The 23,102-nt window shown below is 38.9% G+C and carries 18 protein-coding genes; all 18 read right to left on the bottom strand.

Annotated features, from left to right (window positions below; translation table 11 throughout):
• Nucleotides 1–10: 10 nt before the first annotated feature.
• Nucleotides 11–1,009: an ABC transporter permease gene (locus MHB44_RS06280; RefSeq protein WP_341302006.1), complete on the bottom strand. Its 999-nt coding sequence runs from the start codon at nucleotides 1,007–1,009 to the stop codon at nucleotides 11–13.
• The gene (locus MHB44_RS06275; protein ID WP_341302005.1) at nucleotides 1,006–2,532 is read right to left on the bottom strand and encodes a sugar ABC transporter ATP-binding protein; all 1,527 of its coding nucleotides are present in this window, start codon (nucleotides 2,530–2,532) and stop codon (nucleotides 1,006–1,008) included. The genes MHB44_RS06280 and MHB44_RS06275 overlap by 4 nt, the downstream gene beginning before the upstream one ends.
• Before the next feature lie 87 nt (nucleotides 2,533–2,619).
• A complete protein-coding gene (locus MHB44_RS06270) occupies nucleotides 2,620–3,633 on the bottom strand; it encodes a sugar ABC transporter substrate-binding protein (RefSeq protein WP_053994019.1) in 1,014 nt (337 codons plus the stop codon).
• An 11-nt stretch (nucleotides 3,634–3,644) separates the two neighbouring features.
• The gene (locus tag MHB44_RS06265; RefSeq protein ID WP_341302004.1) at nucleotides 3,645–4,505 is read right to left on the bottom strand and encodes a nitrilase-related carbon-nitrogen hydrolase; all 861 of its coding nucleotides are present in this window, start codon (nucleotides 4,503–4,505) and stop codon (nucleotides 3,645–3,647) included.
• Between the two features lie 30 nt (nucleotides 4,506–4,535).
• Nucleotides 4,536–5,390 carry a polysaccharide deacetylase gene (locus MHB44_RS06260; protein ID WP_341302003.1) on the bottom strand — a complete coding sequence of 285 codons (855 nt, stop codon included), beginning with the start codon at nucleotides 5,388–5,390 and terminating at the stop codon, nucleotides 4,536–4,538.
• 300 nt (nucleotides 5,391–5,690) lie between these two features.
• Nucleotides 5,691–5,993 (bottom strand): rhodanese-like domain-containing protein, encoded by a 303-nt coding sequence (locus MHB44_RS06255; protein ID WP_341302002.1) that lies wholly within the window; start codon nucleotides 5,991–5,993, stop codon nucleotides 5,691–5,693.
• Nucleotides 5,994–6,091: 98 nt separating this feature from the next.
• A complete protein-coding gene (gene hfq, locus MHB44_RS06250; RefSeq protein ID WP_053994013.1) occupies nucleotides 6,092–6,322 on the bottom strand; it encodes an RNA chaperone Hfq in 231 nt (76 codons plus the stop codon).
• A 111-nt stretch (nucleotides 6,323–6,433) separates the two neighbouring features.
• Nucleotides 6,434–7,336: a tRNA (adenosine(37)-N6)-dimethylallyltransferase MiaA gene (miaA, locus tag MHB44_RS06245; RefSeq protein ID WP_341302001.1), complete on the bottom strand. Its 903-nt coding sequence runs from the start codon at nucleotides 7,334–7,336 to the stop codon at nucleotides 6,434–6,436.
• Nucleotides 7,323–8,240: an alpha/beta fold hydrolase gene (locus MHB44_RS06240; protein ID WP_341302000.1), complete on the bottom strand. Its 918-nt coding sequence runs from the start codon at nucleotides 8,238–8,240 to the stop codon at nucleotides 7,323–7,325. Before MHB44_RS06240 ends, miaA begins: the two co-directional genes overlap by 14 nt.
• Before the next feature lie 3 nt (nucleotides 8,241–8,243).
• Complete coding sequence (locus tag MHB44_RS06235) at nucleotides 8,244–9,890, bottom strand: glycerol-3-phosphate dehydrogenase/oxidase (protein WP_341301999.1); 1,647 nt, start codon at nucleotides 9,888–9,890, stop codon at nucleotides 8,244–8,246.
• Nucleotides 9,891–9,908: 18 nt separating this feature from the next.
• Nucleotides 9,909–11,402: a glycerol kinase GlpK gene (gene glpK / locus MHB44_RS06230; protein WP_341301998.1), complete on the bottom strand. Its 1,494-nt coding sequence runs from the start codon at nucleotides 11,400–11,402 to the stop codon at nucleotides 9,909–9,911.
• 18 nt (nucleotides 11,403–11,420) lie between these two features.
• Entirely contained in the window at nucleotides 11,421–13,265 is a 1,845-nt protein-coding gene (gene mutL / locus MHB44_RS06225; protein WP_341301997.1) for a DNA mismatch repair endonuclease MutL, read from the bottom strand.
• Nucleotides 13,266–13,280: 15 nt separating this feature from the next.
• Complete coding sequence (gene mutS, locus MHB44_RS06220) at nucleotides 13,281–15,851, bottom strand: DNA mismatch repair protein MutS (RefSeq protein WP_341301996.1); 2,571 nt, start codon at nucleotides 15,849–15,851, stop codon at nucleotides 13,281–13,283.
• A gap of 128 nt (nucleotides 15,852–15,979) precedes the next feature.
• Nucleotides 15,980–16,633, bottom strand: a complete 654-nt coding sequence (gene cotE / locus MHB44_RS06215; RefSeq protein ID WP_235473325.1) for an outer spore coat protein CotE — start codon at nucleotides 16,631–16,633, stop codon at nucleotides 15,980–15,982.
• 122 nt (nucleotides 16,634–16,755) lie between these two features.
• Entirely contained in the window at nucleotides 16,756–17,193 is a 438-nt protein-coding gene (locus MHB44_RS06210; protein ID WP_053994006.1) for a RicAFT regulatory complex protein RicA family protein, read from the bottom strand.
• Nucleotides 17,194–18,738, bottom strand: coding sequence for a tRNA (N6-isopentenyl adenosine(37)-C2)-methylthiotransferase MiaB (gene miaB, locus MHB44_RS06205; RefSeq protein WP_341301995.1), 1,545 nt, complete (start codon nucleotides 18,736–18,738; stop codon nucleotides 17,194–17,196).
• A gap of 260 nt (nucleotides 18,739–18,998) precedes the next feature.
• A complete protein-coding gene (locus tag MHB44_RS06200; protein WP_235473323.1) occupies nucleotides 18,999–19,376 on the bottom strand; it encodes a 2-oxoglutarate ferredoxin oxidoreductase subunit beta in 378 nt (125 codons plus the stop codon).
• 173 nt (nucleotides 19,377–19,549) lie between these two features.
• On the bottom strand, nucleotides 19,550–22,966 hold the full coding sequence (locus MHB44_RS06195) for a cadherin-like beta sandwich domain-containing protein (protein ID WP_341301994.1): 3,417 nt from the start codon (nucleotides 22,964–22,966) through the stop codon (nucleotides 19,550–19,552).
• Between the last annotated feature and the right edge of the window lie 136 nt (nucleotides 22,967–23,102).

Genomic DNA, 23,102 nt, shown 5'->3' with positions numbered 1-23,102 from the left:
TTCATCCTCTCTATTTCTGAATCTTCGAACGACCATAAAAATCAATCATAACAGCAACAATAATAATGGCACCTTTAAAAATTGATTGCCAATAAGTACTGATGGATAGACTATCAAAAACATTTGAAATCATGATTAGAATACTTCCACCAATAAATGTTCGCCAAATTGCCCCCTGCCCACCTGAAAGGGAGGTACCGCCAATAACGACAGCAGCTATTACATCCAAAACAATTGATTCCCCTATATTTGCCTGCCCCTGTGCAAGTCGAGAAGATAAAATGATACCGCTCATAGATGCACATAGACCACAGATGATATAGGTGCTAATGATTAGTCGATTTGTCTTTAATCCTGCTAATCTACTAGCCTCATTGTTACCCCCTACAGCATATAGTGCCTTGCCATATAGCGTGTAAGAGAGAATTGTCCCTAGTGTAATAAAAATAACAGCTAGAATAATAACTGAAACGGGAATGGGTCCAATATAATGCGAACCGAAAAACTTATAGGCTGGGTCTTTCACAAAAAATGGCTGTGCCTTCGAATATACTAATGCAAAACCAGTGAAAATAGAGCCTGTTCCCAGTGTTGCTACAAAGGGAGGTACTTTTAAATAAGTAATTAACACACCATTTAACAAGCCTGCAATAAGGCCAACTGATAAACCGACTAGCACAGCTACAAAAATAGATGTGCTATCAACTAAGCTTGCAGCGACAACAGCCGTTGCAGCGTATAATCCTCCAATAGACATATCTAAGCCGCCAGTGATCATCACATAGGTCATTCCAGCAGCCATGATGCCAATAATGGCTAATTGACTTAGCATGTTTAATATATTAGTAGGATTTAAAAACCCATTGTAAACAATCGATGAAATAATAATTAGCACAAAAAATGCGAAAACTACTCCATACCTAAACCCAAAATTTTTAATATTACCAAAATTCAGACTTCTATTTCCGGAAGAAGTCAAATTCTGCTCCTCAGATAGTTTGTTCATCATGTCTGGTGACTCCCTTCCAAAAACGTTGCTTCAACGATTTTATTTACACGAATATCCTTGCCCTTTAATTCACTAACAATTTCTCCTTTAGAAATAACAAGTACACGATTGCTGACAGCAACAACCTCTTCTAGCTCTGAGGAAATAATAATGATACTCATACCTTGCATCGCTAACTCCTTTAATTTACGTAATACATCTAATTTAACGCCAACATCAATCCCCCTAGTAGGTTCATCAACTATTAAAACCTTAGGATTAACACTTGTAACCTTCGACAATAAAACCTTCTGCTGATTTCCCCCCGATAAATTTTTAACAATGGAGTTAATCGGTCGTGTGAGCTTAAATTCCTGTATATATTGTTGTGCAAGCTTTTTTGATTTTTTAGTAGATAAAAAACCATAGGAACCAATACGTTTTAAATCAATTAGATTAATATTTTCATGTACTTCAAAGCCTAAATGAAGACCCGTTTTTTTTCGATCCTCTGGGGCTAATACAATTCCATTTCCAATTGCTTGTCTTGGTGTAGAAGGGATTTTAATGAACTGTCCTTGTATTTTAAGTGTTCCCCTACAATTTTCTCCTAGCCCATAAAGTGTGTTAGCAATTGCACTTCTGCCTGAGCCCACTAAGCCACCCAAGCCTAAAATTTCTCCTTGCTTTAATGTAAAGGATATATTTTTTAAAAAGTGGAAGCTCTCCAAATTTTCAACCTCTAATACAATCTCCTCTGAAGGAATTTGATGAGGATACTCCTGCATTAAAATTTCTTTAAAATCGCTATCAATTTCCTCGCCAAGCATGGCATGCACAATTTTTTGCTTTGTCCATCCCTCTATGCTGCTATGCTCTGTCACTACACCATTCTTTAATACCGTAAATGAATCACAGATTTTCATGATTTCATCCAGATGATGACTAACATAAAGGATGGTGATGCCTCTTTTTTTCAATTCCATTAAAGCCTCTAATAAAGCCTCTCTCTCATTTTGTGCTAAAGAAGAAGTAGGCTCATCCAAAATTAATATTTTGGAATCTAAATTTAAACATCTCATAATTTCAAGAATCTGCTGATCGGCTACAGATAAATCAATTGCATAAGAATTTGGTGAAATACGAGTATTTAGAAGTTTGCTCAATTCATAAAATCGTTCTAACCGTTTTTTCCGATTGACCAAAATAGACTTTCCTTCCTTAAAGCCAAGAAATACATTATCTAAGGCAGTCATGTTCGGTATGATGGTTAATTCCTGAAATATTGTAGCAATGCCAGCCTCTCTCGAACTATGAGGATCGCCATAATGTAATTCATTTTGATCAATAAAAATATTACCTTCTGTAGGCTTAATTCTGCCTGAAAGCATGCCAATAAGCGTTGATTTGCCTGAGCCATTTTGCCCAATAAAAGCGTGGCAATGGCCTTTTGATATTGTAATATTAATACTCTGATTAGCAAAAAATTCACCATATTTTTTTGTTAGATTAGTGATGTTGATAATGGGTGTTGCCTTTGTCATAAAATCACTCCCCTTCTGATAGAGCAAGCACACAAGATGATTGAAAAGGTCCCGTGAACTTGCCTATATTTTTACAATGACTTCCATCTAATATTCTGGTAATCCTTTTGTTTCAAAATCTGCGATATTATTTTTATTTACATAAGGTGTGCCTGGTAAGATTTCCTCTTGTGTTAAATCATAAAACGATTGATAATCTTTCCCTTCAAAATGATTTTTAATCGCTTCCATTCCTCTTTGTACCTCTTCTTTTGGAAGCATAATAACAGTTTGTTCAATATCACCATTTCTGACGGCTTCAAAGGACCACTCATCTCCGCCAAAATCATAAATTTTCACTTTTCCTTTTTTACCTGCAGCATTCACAGCCTCTACAACCCCTGCTGACATACCTGAATAGTTTGAAAAGATAACCTTCAAGTCAGGATGTGCCTGCAATGCGTTTTGTGTTATTTGGAACGCTTGATTTGCCGTGTAATCTGTTGAATATGGGCCAATGATTTCCCATTTATCATTATTAGCTATTTCAAGCTCCATGCCCTTTATATTATTTAAATAGGGTGTACCAGTGGATGGACCACCAATAATAGCAATTTTCCCACCATCTGGATTGTTTGCGACAATATCCTTGTAAATATCCTGATATACATTAACACCTTGTCCACCGACAAATGTAAGTGTTCCCTCAGCAGCATCATCCACTGCTCCGCACAATTCAATATTGATGGCTGAAACAGCAATATTTGCTGGGAGAACTGAGCTTTGAACCATATCACATAGCTGATTGCCATCCACCGCTTCAATTAAAAAGGCATCAAACTTATTTTGTGCTACAGCATTCTGAAGCTGGTTAAGCTGGTTAAGTGGATCAAAGCCGCCATCAAATATTTCAATTTTCCATCCGTATTCCTTTGCGACCTTTTCAGCCTCTTTAATGCCTGTTTGTAAATAATTATTACTAGCTCCTGCAGAGAAAAAGGCAATCGTTTTCTGATCATCAGAGGATTGCTTATCATCCGAGCTGCCTGAATCATCCGTACTACTACACGCTGCCAAAATGATCGTAAAAACGAATAAACAAACTGTTAACCATTTCTTCATAAAAACACCTCTTACTTATTATATTTTTGATATATATCATTTCTTCGTTTTCTATCATGGAAAGTAGTAGCGACACCACTTTTTCTTTTGTCATATAACGTATCTATTTCTAGTATAGAGGTAATAACCTCAAAATCGCTTGTAGTACATTCTTCCATTATTCCGTTAGGTGTCCATGGAAGCTCACAGGGCGATAAATTAGCAGAATTGCCAAAGCCCGTTTCGATGACGCCATCCACTTCTCCGATAATAGGGGAATGAATAACGTATAGCTGATTTTCAATACATCTTGCTTCAGCACAATGACGAACTCGCCAAAAACCATGTTCAGTAAATGTATAGGAAGGACAGAAAAGAATGTCCGCTCCTTGTCTACTATAAATTGTTGCTATTTCAGGTATTTCAATTTCATAGCAAATAGCTACAGCAATTCTTACTGGCCCAATATCAAATGTTTTAAGGGTATCTCCTTCTTTTGTATCCCAATCGGATTCTGCTGGGAAAATATGTGTTTTTCTATGCTTAGCATAATTCCCTTTTCCATCAAAAATATAGGCTGTATTATAAGTATGGGGTCCTTCCTGCTCAAGCGTGGAGCCAGCAATAATAATTTGTTTTCTAGCTTTAGATAACGTATTGAATAGCTCAATATAATCATTTAAAAAATTAGTAAGCTTACGATTATCTTGACTTGTGAATGTGTGATAATCGTCATAAGTTGTGAGTAAGCCAATCGTTACGAGCTCTGGGAATAAAACATAATCACTATCTAAAGGAATATCTTTAAAAATACGGTGGATTGTGTTAGCAAAATCCTCAAAGGATGAATAGCTTTCAAATTTAAATTGTACATTCGAAACCTTTACTTGCATGGATATATTTCCTCCTTTTTGTCCGATCATTTAATTTGTGTCTTCCTCATATGCTAAGCAAATATTTTCAAGTGTTGTGAACCAAGCTCCCTTCTCCTCCATATATTGGATTAGCTTTTCTAGCATTTGAATATTATGTGCTCGTCCTATTGTTTGAGGATGAACAGTTAAAATATAGCAGGCCCCCTCTACATGCTCGACTGCATAATCGAAAATAGATTTCCAGCGCTCATATACTTCTACGTTTGAGCGAAGACCCTCTCCTCCTCCGATCACATATTCTTGGGTTGGAAAATCATCTAAATACCATGAAACAGGAATTTCAATAATGTGACTTGGAGCGCCAAAAGTGTTGCCATTGTCAAAATCGACATTTACTTCTCTTGGTCGATATGGATGTAAATCATTCCCCATTAAACTACTATCATATTTAAAATTATATTTTTCTAATAGCTTTAATGTATTTGGACTATAATCCCATGCTGGGGAACGATAACCCACTGGCTCAACCCCAACTCGTTTTAAAGCCTCTAAACCCTTTAACATAATGGATTCCTCTTGCTCATAGCTCATATTTGTTGGATTTTCATGGGCATAGCCATGATGGCATATTTCATGTCCAGCTCTAATAATGTCTTTAACCGTTTCTGTGTGCGTGTCTATCGTATGTCCTGGAATACAAAATGTTGTCGTAATATTATATTTCTCAAATAAATTCAGTAACCTTGGCACACCGATCTCAGCTCCAAACTCTCCTCTTGCTAAATAGGCTGGTGATGTTTGACCAAACGTGCCATACCATACAGATGCTGCATCAAAATCTACACCAATGTTTACTGCGACTTTCTTTCCCTCAGGAATTCTCACTTTCCCAGTACTTTGCATGTTCATTCCTCCTTCATTTCATTACAACAAAAATATACATAATTCTGATTATTTTTAAAAATTCAAAAAATTAAAAAGCAGCTATTTTTTAAATAAACACAAAAAATAGCTGCTTTTTACTTCAATCTTCTCATTAGTAGTTTTTATATATTTTAAACGAATAATTTTGGGAGTGTGCATAATATCGCTTCAAGCTTTAACAAGTTTCTCTTCCTAGTAGTATAAATACTATTCAATCCTGCACATATTTGGCAAAATAAAAAGTCCCCGCATACTAATGCGAGGACTTTAAAATCAATATTATTTAAACTCTAGCTCGCCATCATAAGCAAGCATGCCACCTTCTAGGTTTATTACATCAAATCCTTGAGCTTCTAAATACGCACAGGCATTGGCAGAGCGTCCTCCTGCTTTACAAACAATAATATATGGCTTTGTTGCATCTAATTCTTCTAGGCGTTCAGGGATTGTAGCAAGGGCAATATGCTGTGCGCCAGGAATCATACCATGTACTACTTCATCGTCTTCACGCACATCAATAATATATAGATCCTCATTTGCATCTAATAGCTCTAATAATTGTGTTGTTTCCATTGATTTCATCGTTAATTATCCTCCAAAATATCAAATTCCTCTCTTATTATAGCCTGAAGCCTAAAAAACAGCTAGTGCGAAGAACCCACTAGCTGTTTCATAATCTTTTATCCTTCTGTCTCCAAAACTTCTACTTGCTTTGCTGGAACGAATGTAGAAATGGCATGCTTGTAGATAAGATGTTGCTTTTGTTCAGCATCCATTAATAAAACGGTAAAATTGTCATAGGATTTCACCGTTCCCTTTAGCTGAAATCCATTTAATAAAAAGACAGTTACAAAAATATTGTTTTTGCGTAGTTGATTTAAAAACGCATCTTGCAAATTAACTGATTTCATCCAATAGCCTCCCTGCTAACTTTCTACCTCTTCATTCCTATAGTAGCATGTTCTGCCAACTTATCAATTAGTAATTTAAGGAATTTTCTCGTTATAGAGAAAAACATTAGATTATAATTGCTCATTCACCGCAATAAAATATACGTCCATTTTATTGCGGAAATAGGTGAGCTGTCTTTTGGCATAACGGCGCGAGTTTTGTTTTAAGCTGTCAATGGCATCCTCTAGTGAGCATTTGCCATCTAAGTAATCATATAATTCCTTGTAGCCAATTGCTTGAATGGACTGCACACCTCGAATATTTTGCTGCCATAAGCCTTTTACTTCCTCTAAAAGTCCCTGCTCCATCATAATATCAACACGACGGTTAATACGCTCATATAGCATTTCGCGTGGCATATTTTGCCCTAACCCAATAATAACATGCTTATACAGCGGAACTTGTCCACGGTTTTGCGCTTCAGCCACCTTTGATACACCACTTAACTCTAACATTTCCAATGCTCGAATCACACGGCGTGTATTATTAGGGTGAATGGTTTCTGCTGTTTTTGGATCTAGCTTTTGGAGCTTATGATGCATTGCCTCTGGCCCAAGTGCTGCTAGCTCATTATAGTAAGCTTTACGTGCCGCTTCATCTACCCGTTCCTCAGTAAATTGGAAATCATAAAGTACGGCTTGGATATATAAGCCTGAGCCGCCAACTATAATGGGTAGCTTCTGCCTAGCTTGAATTTCTGCAATTTTGTCCCGTACTAACCTTTGATAATCTGCCACAGAAAAAGCTTCCGTTGGCTCTAAAAAGCTAAGTAAATGATGAGGAATTCCCTCCATCTCCTGCTCTGTAATTTTAGCTGTACCAATATCTAGCCCTTTATAAATTTGCATGGCGTCACCATTAATAATTTCTCCATTATATTTTTTGGCTAATTCAATGCTTAAGGCTGTTTTACCAGAGGCAGTGGGGCCAACGATGGCTACCACTTCAGCCTGCTGTATTTTAGTTTGTATCATATTTTTCTAACCACCGTAATAAAACTTGGAAAACTGCTTGTTGATTATTTTCATTTAAAATTTCATGACGTTTATTCTCAAATAAATAAACCGTTACGTCCTGTATCCCTGCTGCTGCGAATTGCTCAGCAACTGTATAAACACCTAAGCCTTGTTCACCAACAGGGTCCTTGCTACCGCTTATCAAAAGAATCGGCAAATCCTTTCTTACTTTAGCGATTTCTTTTTTACGATTCAATGTTGTAAAGCCTGTTGTTAAATCAACGAAAAATTGATTAGTGGGAATAAAGCCACAATATGGATCATCGATATATTTTTGAACCTCTTGCTGGACAGAAGTTAGCCAATCGTAAGCCGTTTTTGGATTTGGGAATTGCTTATTAAAACTACCAAAGCTGAGCTGATTTAATAGCTGACTCTCTGTTTCTTTGCCAAGCCCTTTTGCTAATGCCCTAGCAAGAAGATTCCCCACCGCATGTAATGCTGTCACATTACCTGTTCCGCATAAAATCACTCTATCAACTTCATCGCCATATAATTGAATATAGCGTCTTGTAATAAATGATCCCATACTATGGCCAAACAGTATTACTGGGACATCAGCAAATTGCTTGTGTAACAGTGTAATAATTTCATGTACATCTTTTACAACGCGCTCAAAACCATTGTGTTCACCAAAAAAGCCTAAAGTGCCATTATAGGCAGCAGTTTCTCCATGCCCACGATGATCATGCATCGTCACGGCATAGCCTGCTGCAGTAAGTGTATGTGCAAATTTAAGATAGCGTCCACTATGCTCTGCCATGCCATGTAAAATATGAATATGACCAATGCAGGGCGCTGTAGGCTGTAATGTGCGAGTAAAAATAAAATGTTTATCTGACATTTGAATATAACGTGTCATCCCTTACTCACTCTCTTTCGCAAAATATATCGCATCCATAATCGCTTCATCTAGTTGTGCCATATAAATATTTTTTTGTGCATCTGTATAATTTAAACGCTGCTGCATCACCTGTGCGACCTGCTGTTTATACAGTTTAACTGCCTCAATATCAAAATACAATAAGCCTGTACGACGAATAAAGAAGTCACTTGGTGTATAGACCATTTCCGCTTCAATACCGTAGAGCAACATCGCATGTAAAGCTAGAGGCATTGTGCTACCATGCTCATGCAAATATTTTACACGATCAAATAATGCATCGATATTTGTGCCATATTTTTGCACAAGCTGCTTTGCTTCATCATAGTTCAAGCCATATTGCACACCTTCTCGCGCTTTATAGGCAATATAGTCGGGGAAATTAATAGCATTGATGCCTTTTGCACCCGAAAGTGAAAGTTCACGTGTTAGACAAGGGCCTGCATGCTTATAGCGACGAAGCTTCACAATTTTATCTACGATTGTTTCTGCCATTTGGCGATAGCCTGTTAATTTACCGCCTGCAATGGTCATTAAGCCACTTGATGCTGTCCAAATTTCATCTTTTCTGGAGATTTCAGAGGGGTCCTTACCTTTTTCATAGATAAGTGGGTGTATACCTGCCCAAGTCGATTCAATAGTTTCTCTTGTTATCGTAGCCGTTGAAAATATCCGTTTGGCTGCTTCTATTAAATAATCGACGTCTTTTGTCGTAGCAACAGGATGTAGTGGGTCACCCTCAAAAACCGTATCCGTTGTACCAATATACGTTTTGCCATCACGTGGAATAGCAAAAGCCATTCGTCCATCAGCAATATCAAAATAAACAGCCTGCTTTAATGGAAAATTCTTTTGACTAAGGACAATATGAACGCCCTTTGTTAAACGTAATTGCTTGTTATCTGTCACTTTATCCTTTTGTCGTACTTGATCTACCCAAGGACCTGTTGCATTCACAATTTGTGCAGCATGTACATCAAGAATTCTGCCTGTTATCTGATCCTTCACCTTAACCCCAACAAGCTTTTTCTTATCATAAATAAACGCTGTCATCTCAGCATAATTGACACACAGAGCCCCATACTCTACGGCTTTTTTCAATACTTCAATGGTAAGTCGTGCATCATCTGTACGGTATTCTACATAATAGCCGCCACCAATTAGTCCCTCTGGATTTAGTAAGGGCTCTAATGCCAGCGTTTCCTGAGCATCTAGCATTGTTCTGCGTTCATCCTTTTTAACACCAGCTAAACGGTCATAAACCTTTAATGCCAAAGATGTAGTAAGTGGGCCAAGTGAGCCCTTTTTATATAAGGGTAAGAGCATTTTTTCAGGTGTTGTAACATGAACAGCATTATCATATACAATCTCACGCTCGCGTCCTACTTCTGCCACTACGCTCACATCGAATTGCTTTAAATAGCGTAACCCTCCATGAATAAGCTTTGTTGAACGACTTGATGTACCAGCTGAAAAATCTTGCATCTCAATTAATGCCACAGATAGACCTCTCGATGCAGCATCCAGTGCAATTCCTGCTCCTGTTATGCCTCCACCTACAACGAGTACATCAAAACTATAGTGCTCTAAATAGTGTAAAATTTTAGGACGCTGCTCAAATGAAAACATACTTTTCTCCCCCAGTAACTATAATTTAAAAATTCGCGTGGCTTCCACAGCCTTTTGCCAGCCTTTATAAAGTACCATTGCTTGGTCTTCCTCCATTTGTGGTTGATAGGTTTGCCCGCTTGTCCAAAGCGCCGTTAGTGCTTCTTGATTTTGCCAAAAACCTGTAGCTAGTCCTGCTAAATAAGCTGCTCCAAGCGCTGTGGATTCATTGAGTTTCGCTAGCTCTACCTGAAGTTGCAAAATATCACTTTGGAACTGCATTAATAGGTCATTGCTGACAGCTCCCCCATCTACACGTAATACTTCAATCGGCATACCAGCCGCTTCCTCCATTGCATCCAGTACATCCTTTGTTTGATAAGCCAGTGATTCCAGTGTTGCTCGAATAAAATGTTCTTTCGAGGTTCCACGTGTTAAGCCAAAAATAGCACCACGAGCGTCTGTATCCCAATAGGGTGTGCCTAATCCAACAAATGCAGGTACAACATACACACCATCCGTATGTTCCACTTTTTTCGAGTACGTTTCTGAATCCTCAGCAGTACGAATCATACGTAGACCATCACGGAGCCATTGGATAGCTGAACCTGCTACAAAAACACTTCCCTCCAATGCATAGGTAACATTTCCATCTATTCCCCAAGCAATGGTTGTAAGCAAGCCATTGTCAGATTTTACTGCTTGCTGTCCTGTATTTAAGAGCATAAAGCAGCCTGTGCCATAGGTGTTTTTTGCCATTCCCTTTGTAAAGCAAGTTTGCCCAAAAAGAGCTGCCTGTTGATCACCAGCAATACCTGCAATGGGAACTTTTTCGCCAAAGAAAATACTTGATGCTGTTGTTGTATAAATTTCTGATGAATTTCTTACCTCAGGTAGCATGGACATGGGGATAGCTAATAGCTGACAAAGCTCCTGGTCCCATTGCAATTCGTGAATATTATAAAGCATTGTGCGTGCTGCATTTGAATAGTCGGTAATATGAGCCTGTCCTTTTGATAATCGCCAAACAATCCAAGAATCAATCGTACCGAACAATAAATTCCCATTTTCAGCCTTTGCACGTGCACCTTCCACATGATCTAAAATCCATTTAATTTTTGTCGCTGAAAAATAAGCATCTAGGCGTAATCCTGTCTTTTGCTGAAACAGTTCTTCATGGCCCTGCGCTTTTAAGTCATTGACAATATCCTGTGTTTGACGTGATTGCCAGACAATGGCGTTATAGATGGGCTGTCCTGTATGTTTATCCCAGACAACGGTTGTTTCTCGTTGATTTGTAATACCAATCGCATGTACCTCGCTGGCTTCATGTCCACTTTCTGTGAGCACGGCGGCGATTACAGCGAGAATGGAGCCCCAAATTTCATTGGCATTATGCTCTACCCAGCCAGCCTTAGGAAAAATTTGCTGAAATTCCTTTTGTGCAACATGGACAATTTCACCCTTATGATTAAATAAAATAGCTCTGGAGCTTGTTGTTCCTTGATCAATTGCTAAAATAAATTTCCCCATTGCTTCTCCCCCTTTGTACTACATCACTCGTTTGAACATTTTTTCTACTTCATAGGTTGTAAAATGAATCAGCACTGGACGGCCATGTGGGCATGTAAATGGATTAGCTGCATTGCGTAAATCTCGCAGCAATGCCTCCATTTGCTCCTTTGTTAAATAATGATTCGCTTTAATAGATTTTTTACAGCTCATCATGATGGCTGCATCCTCACGCAGCTTTTTAACATCTGTCTTTTTGGTTGTAAGCACTTGTTCAATTAAATCCTCAATAATTTCTTGCTCCTCACCTTTAGGAAACCAGCTTGGATGCTCACGTATCACAAAGGACGACTGTCCAAATTCCTCTAAAAACACCCCTACAGCTTCTAATTCATGCTTATTTTCTCGTAAGACAAGGGCCTCGTCGGCTGCATAGTGGAATGTAAGTGGCAGCAATAATGCCTGACGTTCATGCGGATTTACGTGACCAACCTTTTCACGAAAAAACTCATATTTAATGCGTTCCTGTGCAGCATGTTGATCTATGAGATAAAATCCATCCTCCATTTGCGCAACAATATAGGTGCCATGAATTTGCCCCACAACCTCAAGCTCTGGAAAAGGTTCTTTCGTGGACTGTTGTTCTACGTCTAGCACTTCTTCAACTGCTGCCGTCTCTTGCTGTGGCATTGGCTGCCAGCTATCCTCCATCACTGTAGCAATAGGCGCTGGCTCTACACTATTATCAAGTGCGGATTCCTTGACAGCTTGGACATCATATAACTTTTCTACAATGGCATTCATTTTATCAACATCCATTTTAGGTGCTGGCTTCCATATATTTAATTGCTCAGTGGCAGGCTTTACAACTTTTTCTTTTTTCTCCATTTGTGGTACACGTATCACTGAACGTATTGCCTCTCTTATTGTTTCCCCAATTAATGTTAAAAGCTCAGGCTCCTTACTTAAACGGATTTGATGTTTAGCAGGATGGACGTTCACATCTGTTAAATATGGATCGCCCTCTATATAAAGAACAACAATTGGAAAGCGCTCAATCGGTAAATACGTATGGTAGGCATCCACAATCGTTTTTTGCACTAAATAATGCTTCACCCAACGCCCATTGACAAAAATGGTCATATAATTTTTCGAAGCTCGCGTTATCTCTGGTAACGACAAAAAGCCAGAAACTTTATAATCATGTGACTCGCCCTGGAAGGACACCATTTTCTTGGCATTGTGTACACCATAAATCGCAGCAAGCACTTGCTGCACATCGCCTCGTCCATTTGTTTGCAGCAATTGCTGACCATTATGCAATAGCCGAAACGCAATTTGTGGATTGCCAAGGGCCAGACGGTTTATCAGGTCAATGGTATGCCCGAGCTCAGTTTGAATCGTTTTCATATATTTTAAGCGAGCAGGTGTGTTAAAAAATAACTGTGAGACGGTGATATCTGTTCCCTTACGTAAAGGACCAGGCTTGTGTAACATCATATGTCCACCCTCAAGCTCTACATATGTACCCGATTCACCATCAGATGTAATCACTGTCATTTTAGAAACGGAGGCAATGGAGGCAAGTGCCTCTCCACGAAAGCCGAGTGTACGAATGCGAAATAAATCATGCTCCTGATAAATTTTACTTGTAGCATGGCGTGAAAATGATTTTAAAGCATCCTCCTCATCCATCCCACTACCATTATCAATCACTTGAATAGAAGTAAGACCTGCTTCTAATAAAAAAACATCAATGGACGTGCTACCAGCATCAATCGCATTTTCAACAAGCTCTTTGACAACAGAGGCTGGCCGTTCTACCACTTCCCCTGCCGCAATTTTATTAGAGAGCCATTCGTCCATAATTTGTATGTTTCCCACGCTCGTCTCACTCCTTTATTTTTTAGCGTTGACTAACTCTTGCTGTAGCTCATATAAAATATTCATCGCCTGCATTGGTGAAGTGCCCAAAATATTAATCTTTTCTAATTTTTTTAGCACCTCTGCCTCAGCTGGTGACAAAGGCTCCTCCTCTGCAAATAATGACATCTGTATAGGCTGTTCTATTACTTGCTGCACTTCAGCCACTACCTCTTTACCCGCCTCAAAGTTTTCTAGTAAAACACGTGCCCTTGCTAAAATTTCCTCTGGTAATTGAGCAAGTTGTGCCACATGAATACCATAGGATTTATCAGCCGCACCCTTCTTCACCTTATGCAAAAAGACAACCATACCATTTCTTTCAGTAGCCGATACATGCACATTTTGCAGGCGTGGCAAATCCTTTTCAAGCGCTGTTAATTCGTGATAATGCGTAGAAAATAGTGTATTTGCGCCAATATTATGATGGATATATTCCATCATCGCCTGTGCAAGGCTCATGCCATCATAAGTGGAAGTGCCACGTCCTATTTCATCAAATAGCATTAGGCTGTTTTTCGTAGCATGTGTAATAGCATGCTGCGATTCGAGCATCTCCACCATGAATGTCGATTGTCCTGCTGCTAAATCGTCCGCTGCGCCAATACGTGTGAAAATTTGATCAGTAATCGGCAGCTTTGCCCTTTCAGCAGGCACATAACAGCCCATCTGTGCCATCACAACAATTAATGCCACCTGACGCATATAAGTACTTTTACCAGACATATTAGGCCCTGTAATGAGCATCATATTATTGGCTTCTTCGAGAACACAGTCGTTTGGCACATACATTTGTTTATTTAACATTTTTTCCACTACAGGATGTCGTCCCTCGATAATTTCAAGAGCACGTCCCTCGTGAAATTCAGGCTTTGTAAAACGATATTTTTCAGAAACACTTGCAAAGCTTAGTAATACATCTAACTCACTAATACTTGCTGCTAATGCTTGTACACGTGGAATAAATACCTTTAATGCATCACGAATTTCTACAAATAGGTTATATTCTAATGTTAAACTTTCTTCCTCTGCATTTAAAATTAATGCTTCCTTTTCTTTTAATTCCTGCGTAATATAACGTTCAGCATTTGCCAATGTTTGCTTACGCTCATAACGTGTTAAATCAGCCAAATGAATATTAGATTTTGTAATTTCAATATAATAACCAAAAATGCGGTTATAGCCAATTTTCAAATTTTTAATGCCTGTTTTTGCGCGCTCCTCCTGCTCCAGCTGAGCAATCCAATCCTTGCCATTGCGAGCAGCATAACGCAGCTCATCTAAGCGTTCATTATAGCCATCACGAATCACATCTCCCTCTTTAATGGTAATGGGGGGATTATCTGTAATGGCCTGTGCTAAGAATGCCTCGACATCTGCACAACTATCCAATTCTGTGCCTAATCGTTGAAGCGTCTCCTTATTAGCATCTAGTAGCTGTTGCTGGATCATCGGCACTTGTCGTAATGAATCGCGTAGCTGTGCTAAATCACGCCCACCTACATTGCCAAAAGCCACACGACCAGCTAAACGCTCTAAATCATATACTTGTTTTAAAGAGGCCTGTAGCTCTGTTCTAACGAAATATTCCTCCAATAAATCTGTCACAATGGCTAGTCTCATTTCGATAGCTGAACGTGTAGCAAGCGGCTGATGTAGCCATTGCTTTAATTTACGTCCTCCCATTGCTGTCACCGTATCATCCAGTAGCCATAATAGTGTTCCCTTTTGATCCCCACCGCGAATGGATTGAATGAGCTCTAAATTGCGTTTGGAGCTGGAATCAATGTGTAAATAATTTTTGATTTCATGAAATGTGAATGCCTGAATATGTGATAAGGAACGCATCTGTGTTTTATCGATATACGCGAGCAATCGAAGACATGGAATTTGTAATGCTTGTGGTACAGCCTCTAAATAGCTTATCGCTTGCTCCAATGTCATTTCATCTTCTTCAATAGAAAGAACAATTCCCACATTCACCGCATGCTCAGCCAATAACAACTGCAAACTTTCTGTAACAATAAGCTCACAAATACCATACGCCTGCATTTGCATTAACAGCGCCTTGCCATCGCCTTTAATCGAAGAAGCCACTGCTTCACCTGTAGATAAATCCAAATAAGCATAGCCAAATGTCTGATCATCCAGTTGCTCGGCTGCTCCAATAAAATGATTGGATTTCCCTTCAAGCGCCTTGCCTTCCATAATGGTTCCTGGTGTAATCAGCTGAACAACTTCACGCTTGACTACCCCTTTTGCTTGTTTCGGGTCCTCTGTTTGCTCACAGATCGCCACTTTATAGCCCTTTTGCACAAGTGTTTCAATATAGTTTTTAGCCGAATGATGCGGCACGCCACACATAGGAATGCGCTCTTTCGCGCCTGCATCTCGACTTGTTAATGTAATCTCTAAAATTTGCGAGGCATGAATGGCATCCTCAAAAAACATTTCATAAAAGTCGCCTAATCTAAAAAATAAAAAGGCATCTTTATAATCTTCTTTTACCTGTAGATACTGTTGCATCATTGGCGTATATATCGTCATCTTCAAAATCCCTCACTCTTGCCTAATAGATACTTTTATTATAACAAAAGATACATGCGAAACGCTTTTTTCACCTTTTTTTAAGATGCTAGCATTTCGCATGTATCAAAAAATGATGTTTGATAAACTTATCTTGGGCGTTCATCAGGAAACGATGACGACTCTAACACATACCTGCCTTCTCCATCAGAGCTTGAAGAGGAGCTTGAACTAGAGCTTGAAGAGGAGGAGGATGAACTCTCATCTTTAAAGCTCCAATCTTCTTCATAGTCTAGTGGATGCACACTGATACAAATCGTTGTTTCACCCATTACCTCGACAATGACTTCACGCTCTACAACAATTTCAAATTTCGTACCACATGGAGAAATGATGGCTTCAATACAATTTGGCTCCTGAAGAACACGTACTCGTACATCATCACCAACACTAATTTCGCCTTCTCGATAATGCAGCTTTACTTTGTCTTTATAATGAACCGTTTCGGAAAATACAGCTGTCTTCGAGTGATTACTATAGGCATACCACACATTGACATCAAACTTTCCTGTTACCTCCACAAACTTGCCGACTTTTTTCGCGGAGCAAGTATGATTAATCACCCAGCATCCTAAAATACTTGTCGGTTTATTTGTCGGTGATAATGTAACACGCTCTTCCGTTCTTTTCTTCCCCTTGGCAACTACTGCTTTCGTCACGATTTGTCGTAAACGTTTCAGCGCAATTCCTCCTTCGACTCTTTTCACTTCATCATATGCAGGTAGCGCCCATTGGGTGAACATATATTTTTAGAGAATGAAATGTATTGTCCAAATCTTTTTCGCTATAACAAGAGAATGCTTTAATAGAAGAAGACATAAAAAAGCTCGAATGCTGTCATTCGAGCTTTGATTGCTAGGATTTATTAAGAGCAGCTACCTGGCTGAGAGTTAGCTACTTGTGAACCTGTCTCACCGCGCAGTACATCACCGCCTGTTGAACGAACAATTTCATTTGTTACATTATTGGCAATTGTATTCGATACAAGTTGCAATAAATCATTCACATCACCTTGTGATTCTTTAAATTGCTGCACAACAGGAATATCATTAATTTCCTCTTCGATTTTAGCAATTTTATCTTCAATCATTTTTAATGCTTTTTCTTTCCCTAGGTGTTGGAAATTAACTGCTTGTTTTTGTAAGCTTTTTAAGCTTGCAATACGTTCACGTACTTGTTGATTTTCATTAATTTGTGCTTCTGCCTTTTTAAAAAATTCAACCTCTGGCGTATTGGCAATCATATGTGCAATTTCATGTGATTTTTTAATTAAATCCTCTTTTGTATATAAAACTTGTGTCATTTACGCTTCCACCTTTTCATTTTTTACGACTTCCACAAATTCACCTGTAAGTGAATAAGATGTAGCCTCTGTTATTTTAACTTTTACTAATTGACCAATCACTTCTGCTGGTGCTTTAAAGTTCACAAGACGATTTTTACGTGTATAGCCTGCTAAAACATCATCACGTTTTTTACTTATACCTTCTACTAAGACTTCGACAACCTCACCTTTTAAACGCTCTAATGCTTTGCGCGAATATTCACCCACCACTTCATTTAAACGTTGAAGACGCTCTTTTTTCACCTCTTCAGGGACATTATCAACCATTTTTGCAGCTGGTGTGCCTTCACGTGGAGAATAAATATACGTAAACGCTGCCTCAAAGCCGACTTCACGGTATAAGGACAATGTTTCCTCAAACTGCTCCTCTGTTTCATTTGGATAGCCAACGATAATATCGGTTGTTAACGTCACTTCAGGTATTGCGGCTTTAATCTTATCTACTAGCCCAAGGAAATGCTCACGTGTATATTTACGCGCCATAATTTTTAGCACATCATTTGAGCCAGACTGCACTGGTAAATGAATATGTTCCACTAAGTTGCCGCGTTTTGCAAGAACTTCGATTAAATGATCATCAAAGTCACGTGGATGACTCGTTGTAAAACGAATACGTGGAATATCAATCTTTCGTAATTCATCCATTAAATCGCCAAGACGATAATCGATATCCTCAAAATCTTTGCCGTAAGCGTTGACATTTTGCCCCAGCAACATAATTTCTTTGTAGCCCGCTGCCGCTAGCTCACGAACTTCAGCAATGATCTCCTCTGGGCGTCGACTTCGCTCCTTACCACGTGTATACGGAACGATACAATACGTACAGAATTTATCGCACCCATACATAATATTCACCCAAGCCTTAATGGAGCCCAGACGTTTTTTCGGCAGATTTTCAATGACATCGCCTTCTTTAGACCAAACCTCTATTACCATTTCTTTCGACATGTAGGCTTCTTTTAAAATATTTGGCAGACGGTGAATATTATGTGTGCCAAATACCATATCGACATGTGGATAGCTTCTTAAAATTTTATTAACAACGGATTCCTCTTGTGACATACAGCCACAAACGCCAATCAGCATTTCTGGATTTTTACGCTTATATTTTAACAGAAAGCCCAACTCTCCAAATACTTTGTTTTCTGCATTTTCACGAATGGCACATGTATTTAGTAGCACAACATCCGCTTCTTCAATCTTATCTGTTGGTGTATAGCCAAGCTGCATAAAAATCCCAGCCATTACTTCTGTGTCATGTTCATTCATTTGACAGCCATACGTACGAATATAGAAGGTACGCTCTTTACCCATCCCTGTGAATTCTTCTGCTATACTAAAATCTTTGTGGTACTTGACCTCTTCTTTACCACGCTTTTTAGCATCCTTTAACGAAGGAGCTATAAAAACCTTCTCAAAATATTTACTATAATCCTTTTCAGGCTTGTCTTCTTTTTTTGGTTGATTGACTTGCTGATTAGCTAAGCGTTGTTCCTCATTCATCGCAATCAGGTAACTCCTTTCAAACGAAATCCATGCACTTGAATTTCCATTTTACTATTATACTGAATAGTTGCTATATCCTACAAGGTTTGTGCATGAAATGTCGTGTTTTCGACTTAAATTAGCAAGCTTGAGCTTGGCTAGCTAGCTATCAATTATTTAGTTCTATCTGCCAAAGTCAGCATGCTATCTGTCAATTTTACCGTGTTATCCATCACTCCATATACAAAGAAAATCTAGGAATGCGCTATCTACCTAGATTATGTGGAAAGACCTAAAAATTGAGCATATGTATGTGGCTCATTTTCCTTTAGAATTGTTAAAAATGTAAACGCCAACTGAACTACTGACCACCATTTCATATTGTAGGACATTTCAAAGCGCGCAGGCTCTAACAGAAATACATCCTGAAAAATAGCGAGCGGCTCTATTTGCTCGTCCTTTAAAATGGATAAAAAGCCCAGAAATAATGAATGATCCTTGACCTCAATAAGCCTTTCCTCTACAAGCGCATCAATGTTTTCAGGCTGCTGAAAATTACAGCGCGTAGCTACATAGTGTTCCAAATCCTGAGCGCGCTGCCTTTCCTCACGTTCTCTTTTCTTTGCAATAAAATCAATGACGTTATTCACAGTCATCGCCTCTTTTTTTCTTTTATTGTAGCATAATGTATTATCTGATGTGATATACGAATACTCGCAGTTTACCAACCACTTATTCCTACGAAATAAAAAGAGACGCCATCGAATTCAGACGTCCCTTACTTTATGGCTCGATAAGGAAATCACTCCCTCTTCAAGCCCTTTATTGGTTATTCTTTTTCTATGATTCGATATAAAAATGCTACAAATTCTGCACGTGTGACAGGCACATTTGGATGGAATTTACCATGATCACCAAGCGCAATACCTTCACGCTCTAATACTGCAATATAGCCTGCTCCCCAATGATTGCTACTTACATCGCTAAATGAAGTTGTTCCTGCTGGCGTTAGTCCCATTACACCAACCAGTACCTTTGCTAGCTGGGCACGTGTCGTATTTTCTGTTGGTAGGAACATCCCCTCTGCGCCATCAATAATTCCAGCCTGCTGTAATGTACGTATTGCCTCATAATATGGATTCATTGGTGAAACATCTGAAAAATCATCTGTTGATCGCACCGATTCAAATGAAAAGGCTCTTGTTAATAGTGCGACAACATGCTGACGACTAATCGCTTCATTCGGACGGAAAGTGCCATCCTCATAGCCTTGAATAATATCACGTGTCACTAGTTCCTCAATCATCTCTTGTGCCCAATGGCGTTCAATATCTTCAAACCTCTCGACTGGCTTTGGTGGTTGCTGTGATTCTTGCAGTGGTTCTAGTTCTTCCACCGGCAATGCTATCCACTTGGCATAAAGTACTATATCCTCTCGCACAAGCATCTCCACAACCCATGGTGTTGTCAGCGATTCATCCTGATACCAGCCATCAAATTGGTAGCCCTCTCTTGTTGGCACTGGTAAATCACTAACTCTTGTATTATAGGTAATTTCAATTGGCTCTAGTACTGTACCATTATTTGCATACAATATAATTTTTACAGTTGATGGTGGAGAAAAATCATTATCGTTTATTGGCTGCTGTGTAGGTGTTGGGCTTGGTAGCGGCTCATTCCTAGTTGGAATTTCTTCCACTACTACTAGAGCTGTTGCTGTTTGACCACCATCCGCCGTTGTTACTACAATTTCTGTTTTTCCCGCCGATTTAGCTGTAACCATTCCGTATTCATCAACAGTGGCAATAACTGGGTTAGTACTTCTCCAACTAACACGCTGATTACTCGCATTGCTTGGATATATCGTTGCTGTCAATGCTACTGGATTACTACCTACCTGTAATTGGAACTTTTCTGGCTGTAATCGAACACTGGTCACAGGGATAGATGGTTCTTGTACAAGCAATGTGTAGACACTCTGCTCACCGCTTTGTGCGGTAACTACAATTGGAATGGTCATAGAATGTTCTGTTGTTAAAGTAACTGTATCTGCTGTAGTGGTTTTTCCATTAATCATCACACTTGCATCAACATTCGTTGGCAGTGCTGTCACTTGTAAGGTAGCAGCAGTAAGATCAGGCTGGACGGTATACATTGTTACAGATGAATTGAAGCTTGGATTTAATATACCATGTTCTACTATTAAACTTTGTAAGGTGGCATCATTTGATGGTGCTCGCATTACTATCATTGTGTAGGTCTTTTGCGTTTCTCCATCTTGGGCTGTTACAACTATCGGAACTTGAGTTGCTTGCCCTGCTATCAGTAGGATTATTTCCGATGTTTTTTGACGTCCATTAATAGTCACACTTGCTTGATTATCTAATGGGAGTGCGACAACATTTATTGCTGGAACGCTATGTTCTACCTGTAACGTATAGGTTTCTTCATTTGCCGTAAATGCTGGGCTTAACGTACCATGATCTACCGTTATGCTTTTTAAGGTCGCATCATCTGACAACGCTCGGGTTATTGCCAATGTGTAGGTTTTTTGTATCATGCCATTTTGGGCTGTTACTACAATCGGTATCGTTATGGTTTGACCTGCTACTAGCGCTATCGTTTCCGATGTTTTCTCACTGCCATTGATAGTCATACTTGCTCCATTATTTGTTGTTTCCGCTGTAATTTGAAGCGCTGCTACAGCATGCGCTACCTGTAACGTGTAGGTTTCTTCGCTTGCCATGAATGCTGGGCTTAACGTACCATGATCTACCATTATGCTTTTTAAGGTGGCATCATCTGATAACGCCCTTGTTACTGCCAATGTGTAGGTTTTTTGCGTCATGCCATTTTGGGCTGTTACTACAATCGGTATCGTTGTGGTTTGACCTGCTACCAGTGCTATCGTTTCCGATGTTTTCCGATTGCCATTGATGGTCATACGTGCTCCATTATTTGTTGTTTCTGCTGTAATTTGAAGCGCTGCTACAGCATGCTCTACTTGTAACGTGTAAGTTTCTTCATTTGCTGCAAACATTGGATTTAATGTACCATGATTGACTGTTAAGCTTTTTAAGGTGGCTTCATTTGATGGCAATCTCTTTATCGTAAGCGTGTACGTTTTTTTACTATACCCATCCTGAGCCGTCACAACAATTGGAATCACATTATCACCAACATTTAGATTTGCCTGATAACTCAATGTGCCAATAGATGGTGGCTGCCCTTCTATGTTAATTTTCGCAAGAGGATCTGATGATGTTGCTATAATGGTTTGCATCGAAACATCATTCCCTACCTCTACCTGATAATTCGGTGAAGGTGATAATGTGGCTTCTCCCACCTTTAGGCTAGCTAAGTTTGTATTAGATGGTAACGGAGTCATCTTTTGCACACGTTTATTATCCCTATCTGTCACATACAAATTCCCTGCTGTATCGCTTGCTATTTGAGTAGGATAAAGAAACTGACCATCCCCCTTCCCCTGAGCCCCCCATTGAGCTAAATGCGTTCCGTTTGCCGCGTATTTTTGTATGCAATGTCTCATTTTATCCACAACATAGATGTTATTATCTGCATCGGTAGCTATCCCATCTGGAAAGTTGAAACTCCCATTAAATTTCATTAAATATGTGCCATCTGCTTTATATTTTCGTAAAACGTCCAAATTCGTAGTATATATATTTCCCAATTTATCTACTGTAATATTATAGGGGGAGTACTCTATATCAAAATGCATTACATATACGCCATTCGATGTAAATTTTTGAATACGTTTATTATACGTATCTGCAATATAAAGATTGTCTGCTATATCTATGGCAATACTGCTAGGATTATTAAATTGACCAATAGCTGTTCCATAGCCTCCCCAATCCATTATATGCGTACCATCTGCCCTAAATTTTTGTATAGTTGAATTATTTGAGTTTGTGATATAAATATTCCCTGCAGCATCCACCGCAATTCCTTTTGGATAAGAAATTGACTGTCCACCTATTTGATTACACCATTTATTAAGAAATGAGTTATCCGATTTGAATTTCAAAATACAATTGTCACGTGCATCAATAACGTAAATATTACCGTCTTTATCTACCGCAATTCCTTCTGGCTGATTAAAACCTGTTAATACCGTTCTAAACTTCCCTGCCTCCGAAGCTTCCACAGAGGAGAAAACGACCAAAGAAAACTGCAGAACTATATATAACAGGACAAATAAACGTAGCTTTTTTCCACTCAACGCAATCACCTCCTAAAACATATATTATCAGAAAGTAATATATGTTTATATAAAATTTTTTCAAACTATATAAGTAATTTCAGTTATTTAGGTAATCCTTTAAATTGGAAAAATAGCCGTAACAAACCAATAATAA

This window comes from Lysinibacillus sp. FSL H8-0500 (genome assembly GCF_038051955.1).
In the GTDB taxonomy this organism is placed as follows: Bacteria; Bacillota; Bacilli; order Bacillales_A; family Planococcaceae; genus Lysinibacillus; species Lysinibacillus macroides.
This window is presented reverse-complemented; position numbering and strand designations above follow the sequence as displayed.

What these genes read in the sequence shown, in the direction of transcription:
- MHB44_RS06280 (WP_341302006.1), bottom strand. Translation starts at nt 1,009, where the DNA reads ATGATGAACAAACTATCTGAGGAGCAGAATTTGACTTCTTCCGGAAAT.
- MHB44_RS06275 (WP_341302005.1), bottom strand. Translation starts at nt 2,532, where the DNA reads ATGACAAAGGCAACACCCATTATCAACATCACTAATCTAACAAAAAAA.
- MHB44_RS06270 (WP_053994019.1), bottom strand. Translation starts at nt 3,633, where the DNA reads ATGAAGAAATGGTTAACAGTTTGTTTATTCGTTTTTACGATCATTTTG.
- MHB44_RS06265 (WP_341302004.1), bottom strand. Translation starts at nt 4,505, where the DNA reads ATGCAAGTAAAGGTTTCGAATGTACAATTTAAATTTGAAAGCTATTCA.
- MHB44_RS06260 (WP_341302003.1), bottom strand. Translation starts at nt 5,390, where the DNA reads ATGCAAAGTACTGGGAAAGTGAGAATTCCTGAGGGAAAGAAAGTCGCA.
- MHB44_RS06255 (WP_341302002.1), bottom strand. Translation starts at nt 5,993, where the DNA reads ATGAAATCAATGGAAACAACACAATTATTAGAGCTATTAGATGCAAAT.
- hfq (WP_053994013.1), bottom strand. Translation starts at nt 6,322, where the DNA reads ATGAAATCAGTTAATTTGCAAGATGCGTTTTTAAATCAACTACGCAAA.
- miaA (WP_341302001.1), bottom strand. Translation starts at nt 7,336, where the DNA reads ATGATACAAACTAAAATACAGCAGGCTGAAGTGGTAGCCATCGTTGGC.
- MHB44_RS06240 (WP_341302000.1), bottom strand. Translation starts at nt 8,240, where the DNA reads ATGACACGTTATATTCAAATGTCAGATAAACATTTTATTTTTACTCGC.
- MHB44_RS06235 (WP_341301999.1), bottom strand. Translation starts at nt 9,890, where the DNA reads ATGTTTTCATTTGAGCAGCGTCCTAAAATTTTACACTATTTAGAGCAC.
- glpK (WP_341301998.1), bottom strand. Translation starts at nt 11,402, where the DNA reads ATGGGGAAATTTATTTTAGCAATTGATCAAGGAACAACAAGCTCCAGA.
- mutS (WP_341301996.1), bottom strand. Translation starts at nt 15,851, where the DNA reads ATGACGATATATACGCCAATGATGCAACAGTATCTACAGGTAAAAGAA.
- cotE (WP_235473325.1), bottom strand. Translation starts at nt 16,633, where the DNA reads ATGTTCACCCAATGGGCGCTACCTGCATATGATGAAGTGAAAAGAGTC.
- MHB44_RS06210 (WP_053994006.1), bottom strand. Translation starts at nt 17,193, where the DNA reads ATGACACAAGTTTTATATACAAAAGAGGATTTAATTAAAAAATCACAT.
- miaB (WP_341301995.1), bottom strand. Translation starts at nt 18,738, where the DNA reads ATGAATGAGGAACAACGCTTAGCTAATCAGCAAGTCAATCAACCAAAA.
- MHB44_RS06200 (WP_235473323.1), bottom strand. Translation starts at nt 19,376, where the DNA reads ATGACTGTGAATAACGTCATTGATTTTATTGCAAAGAAAAGAGAACGT.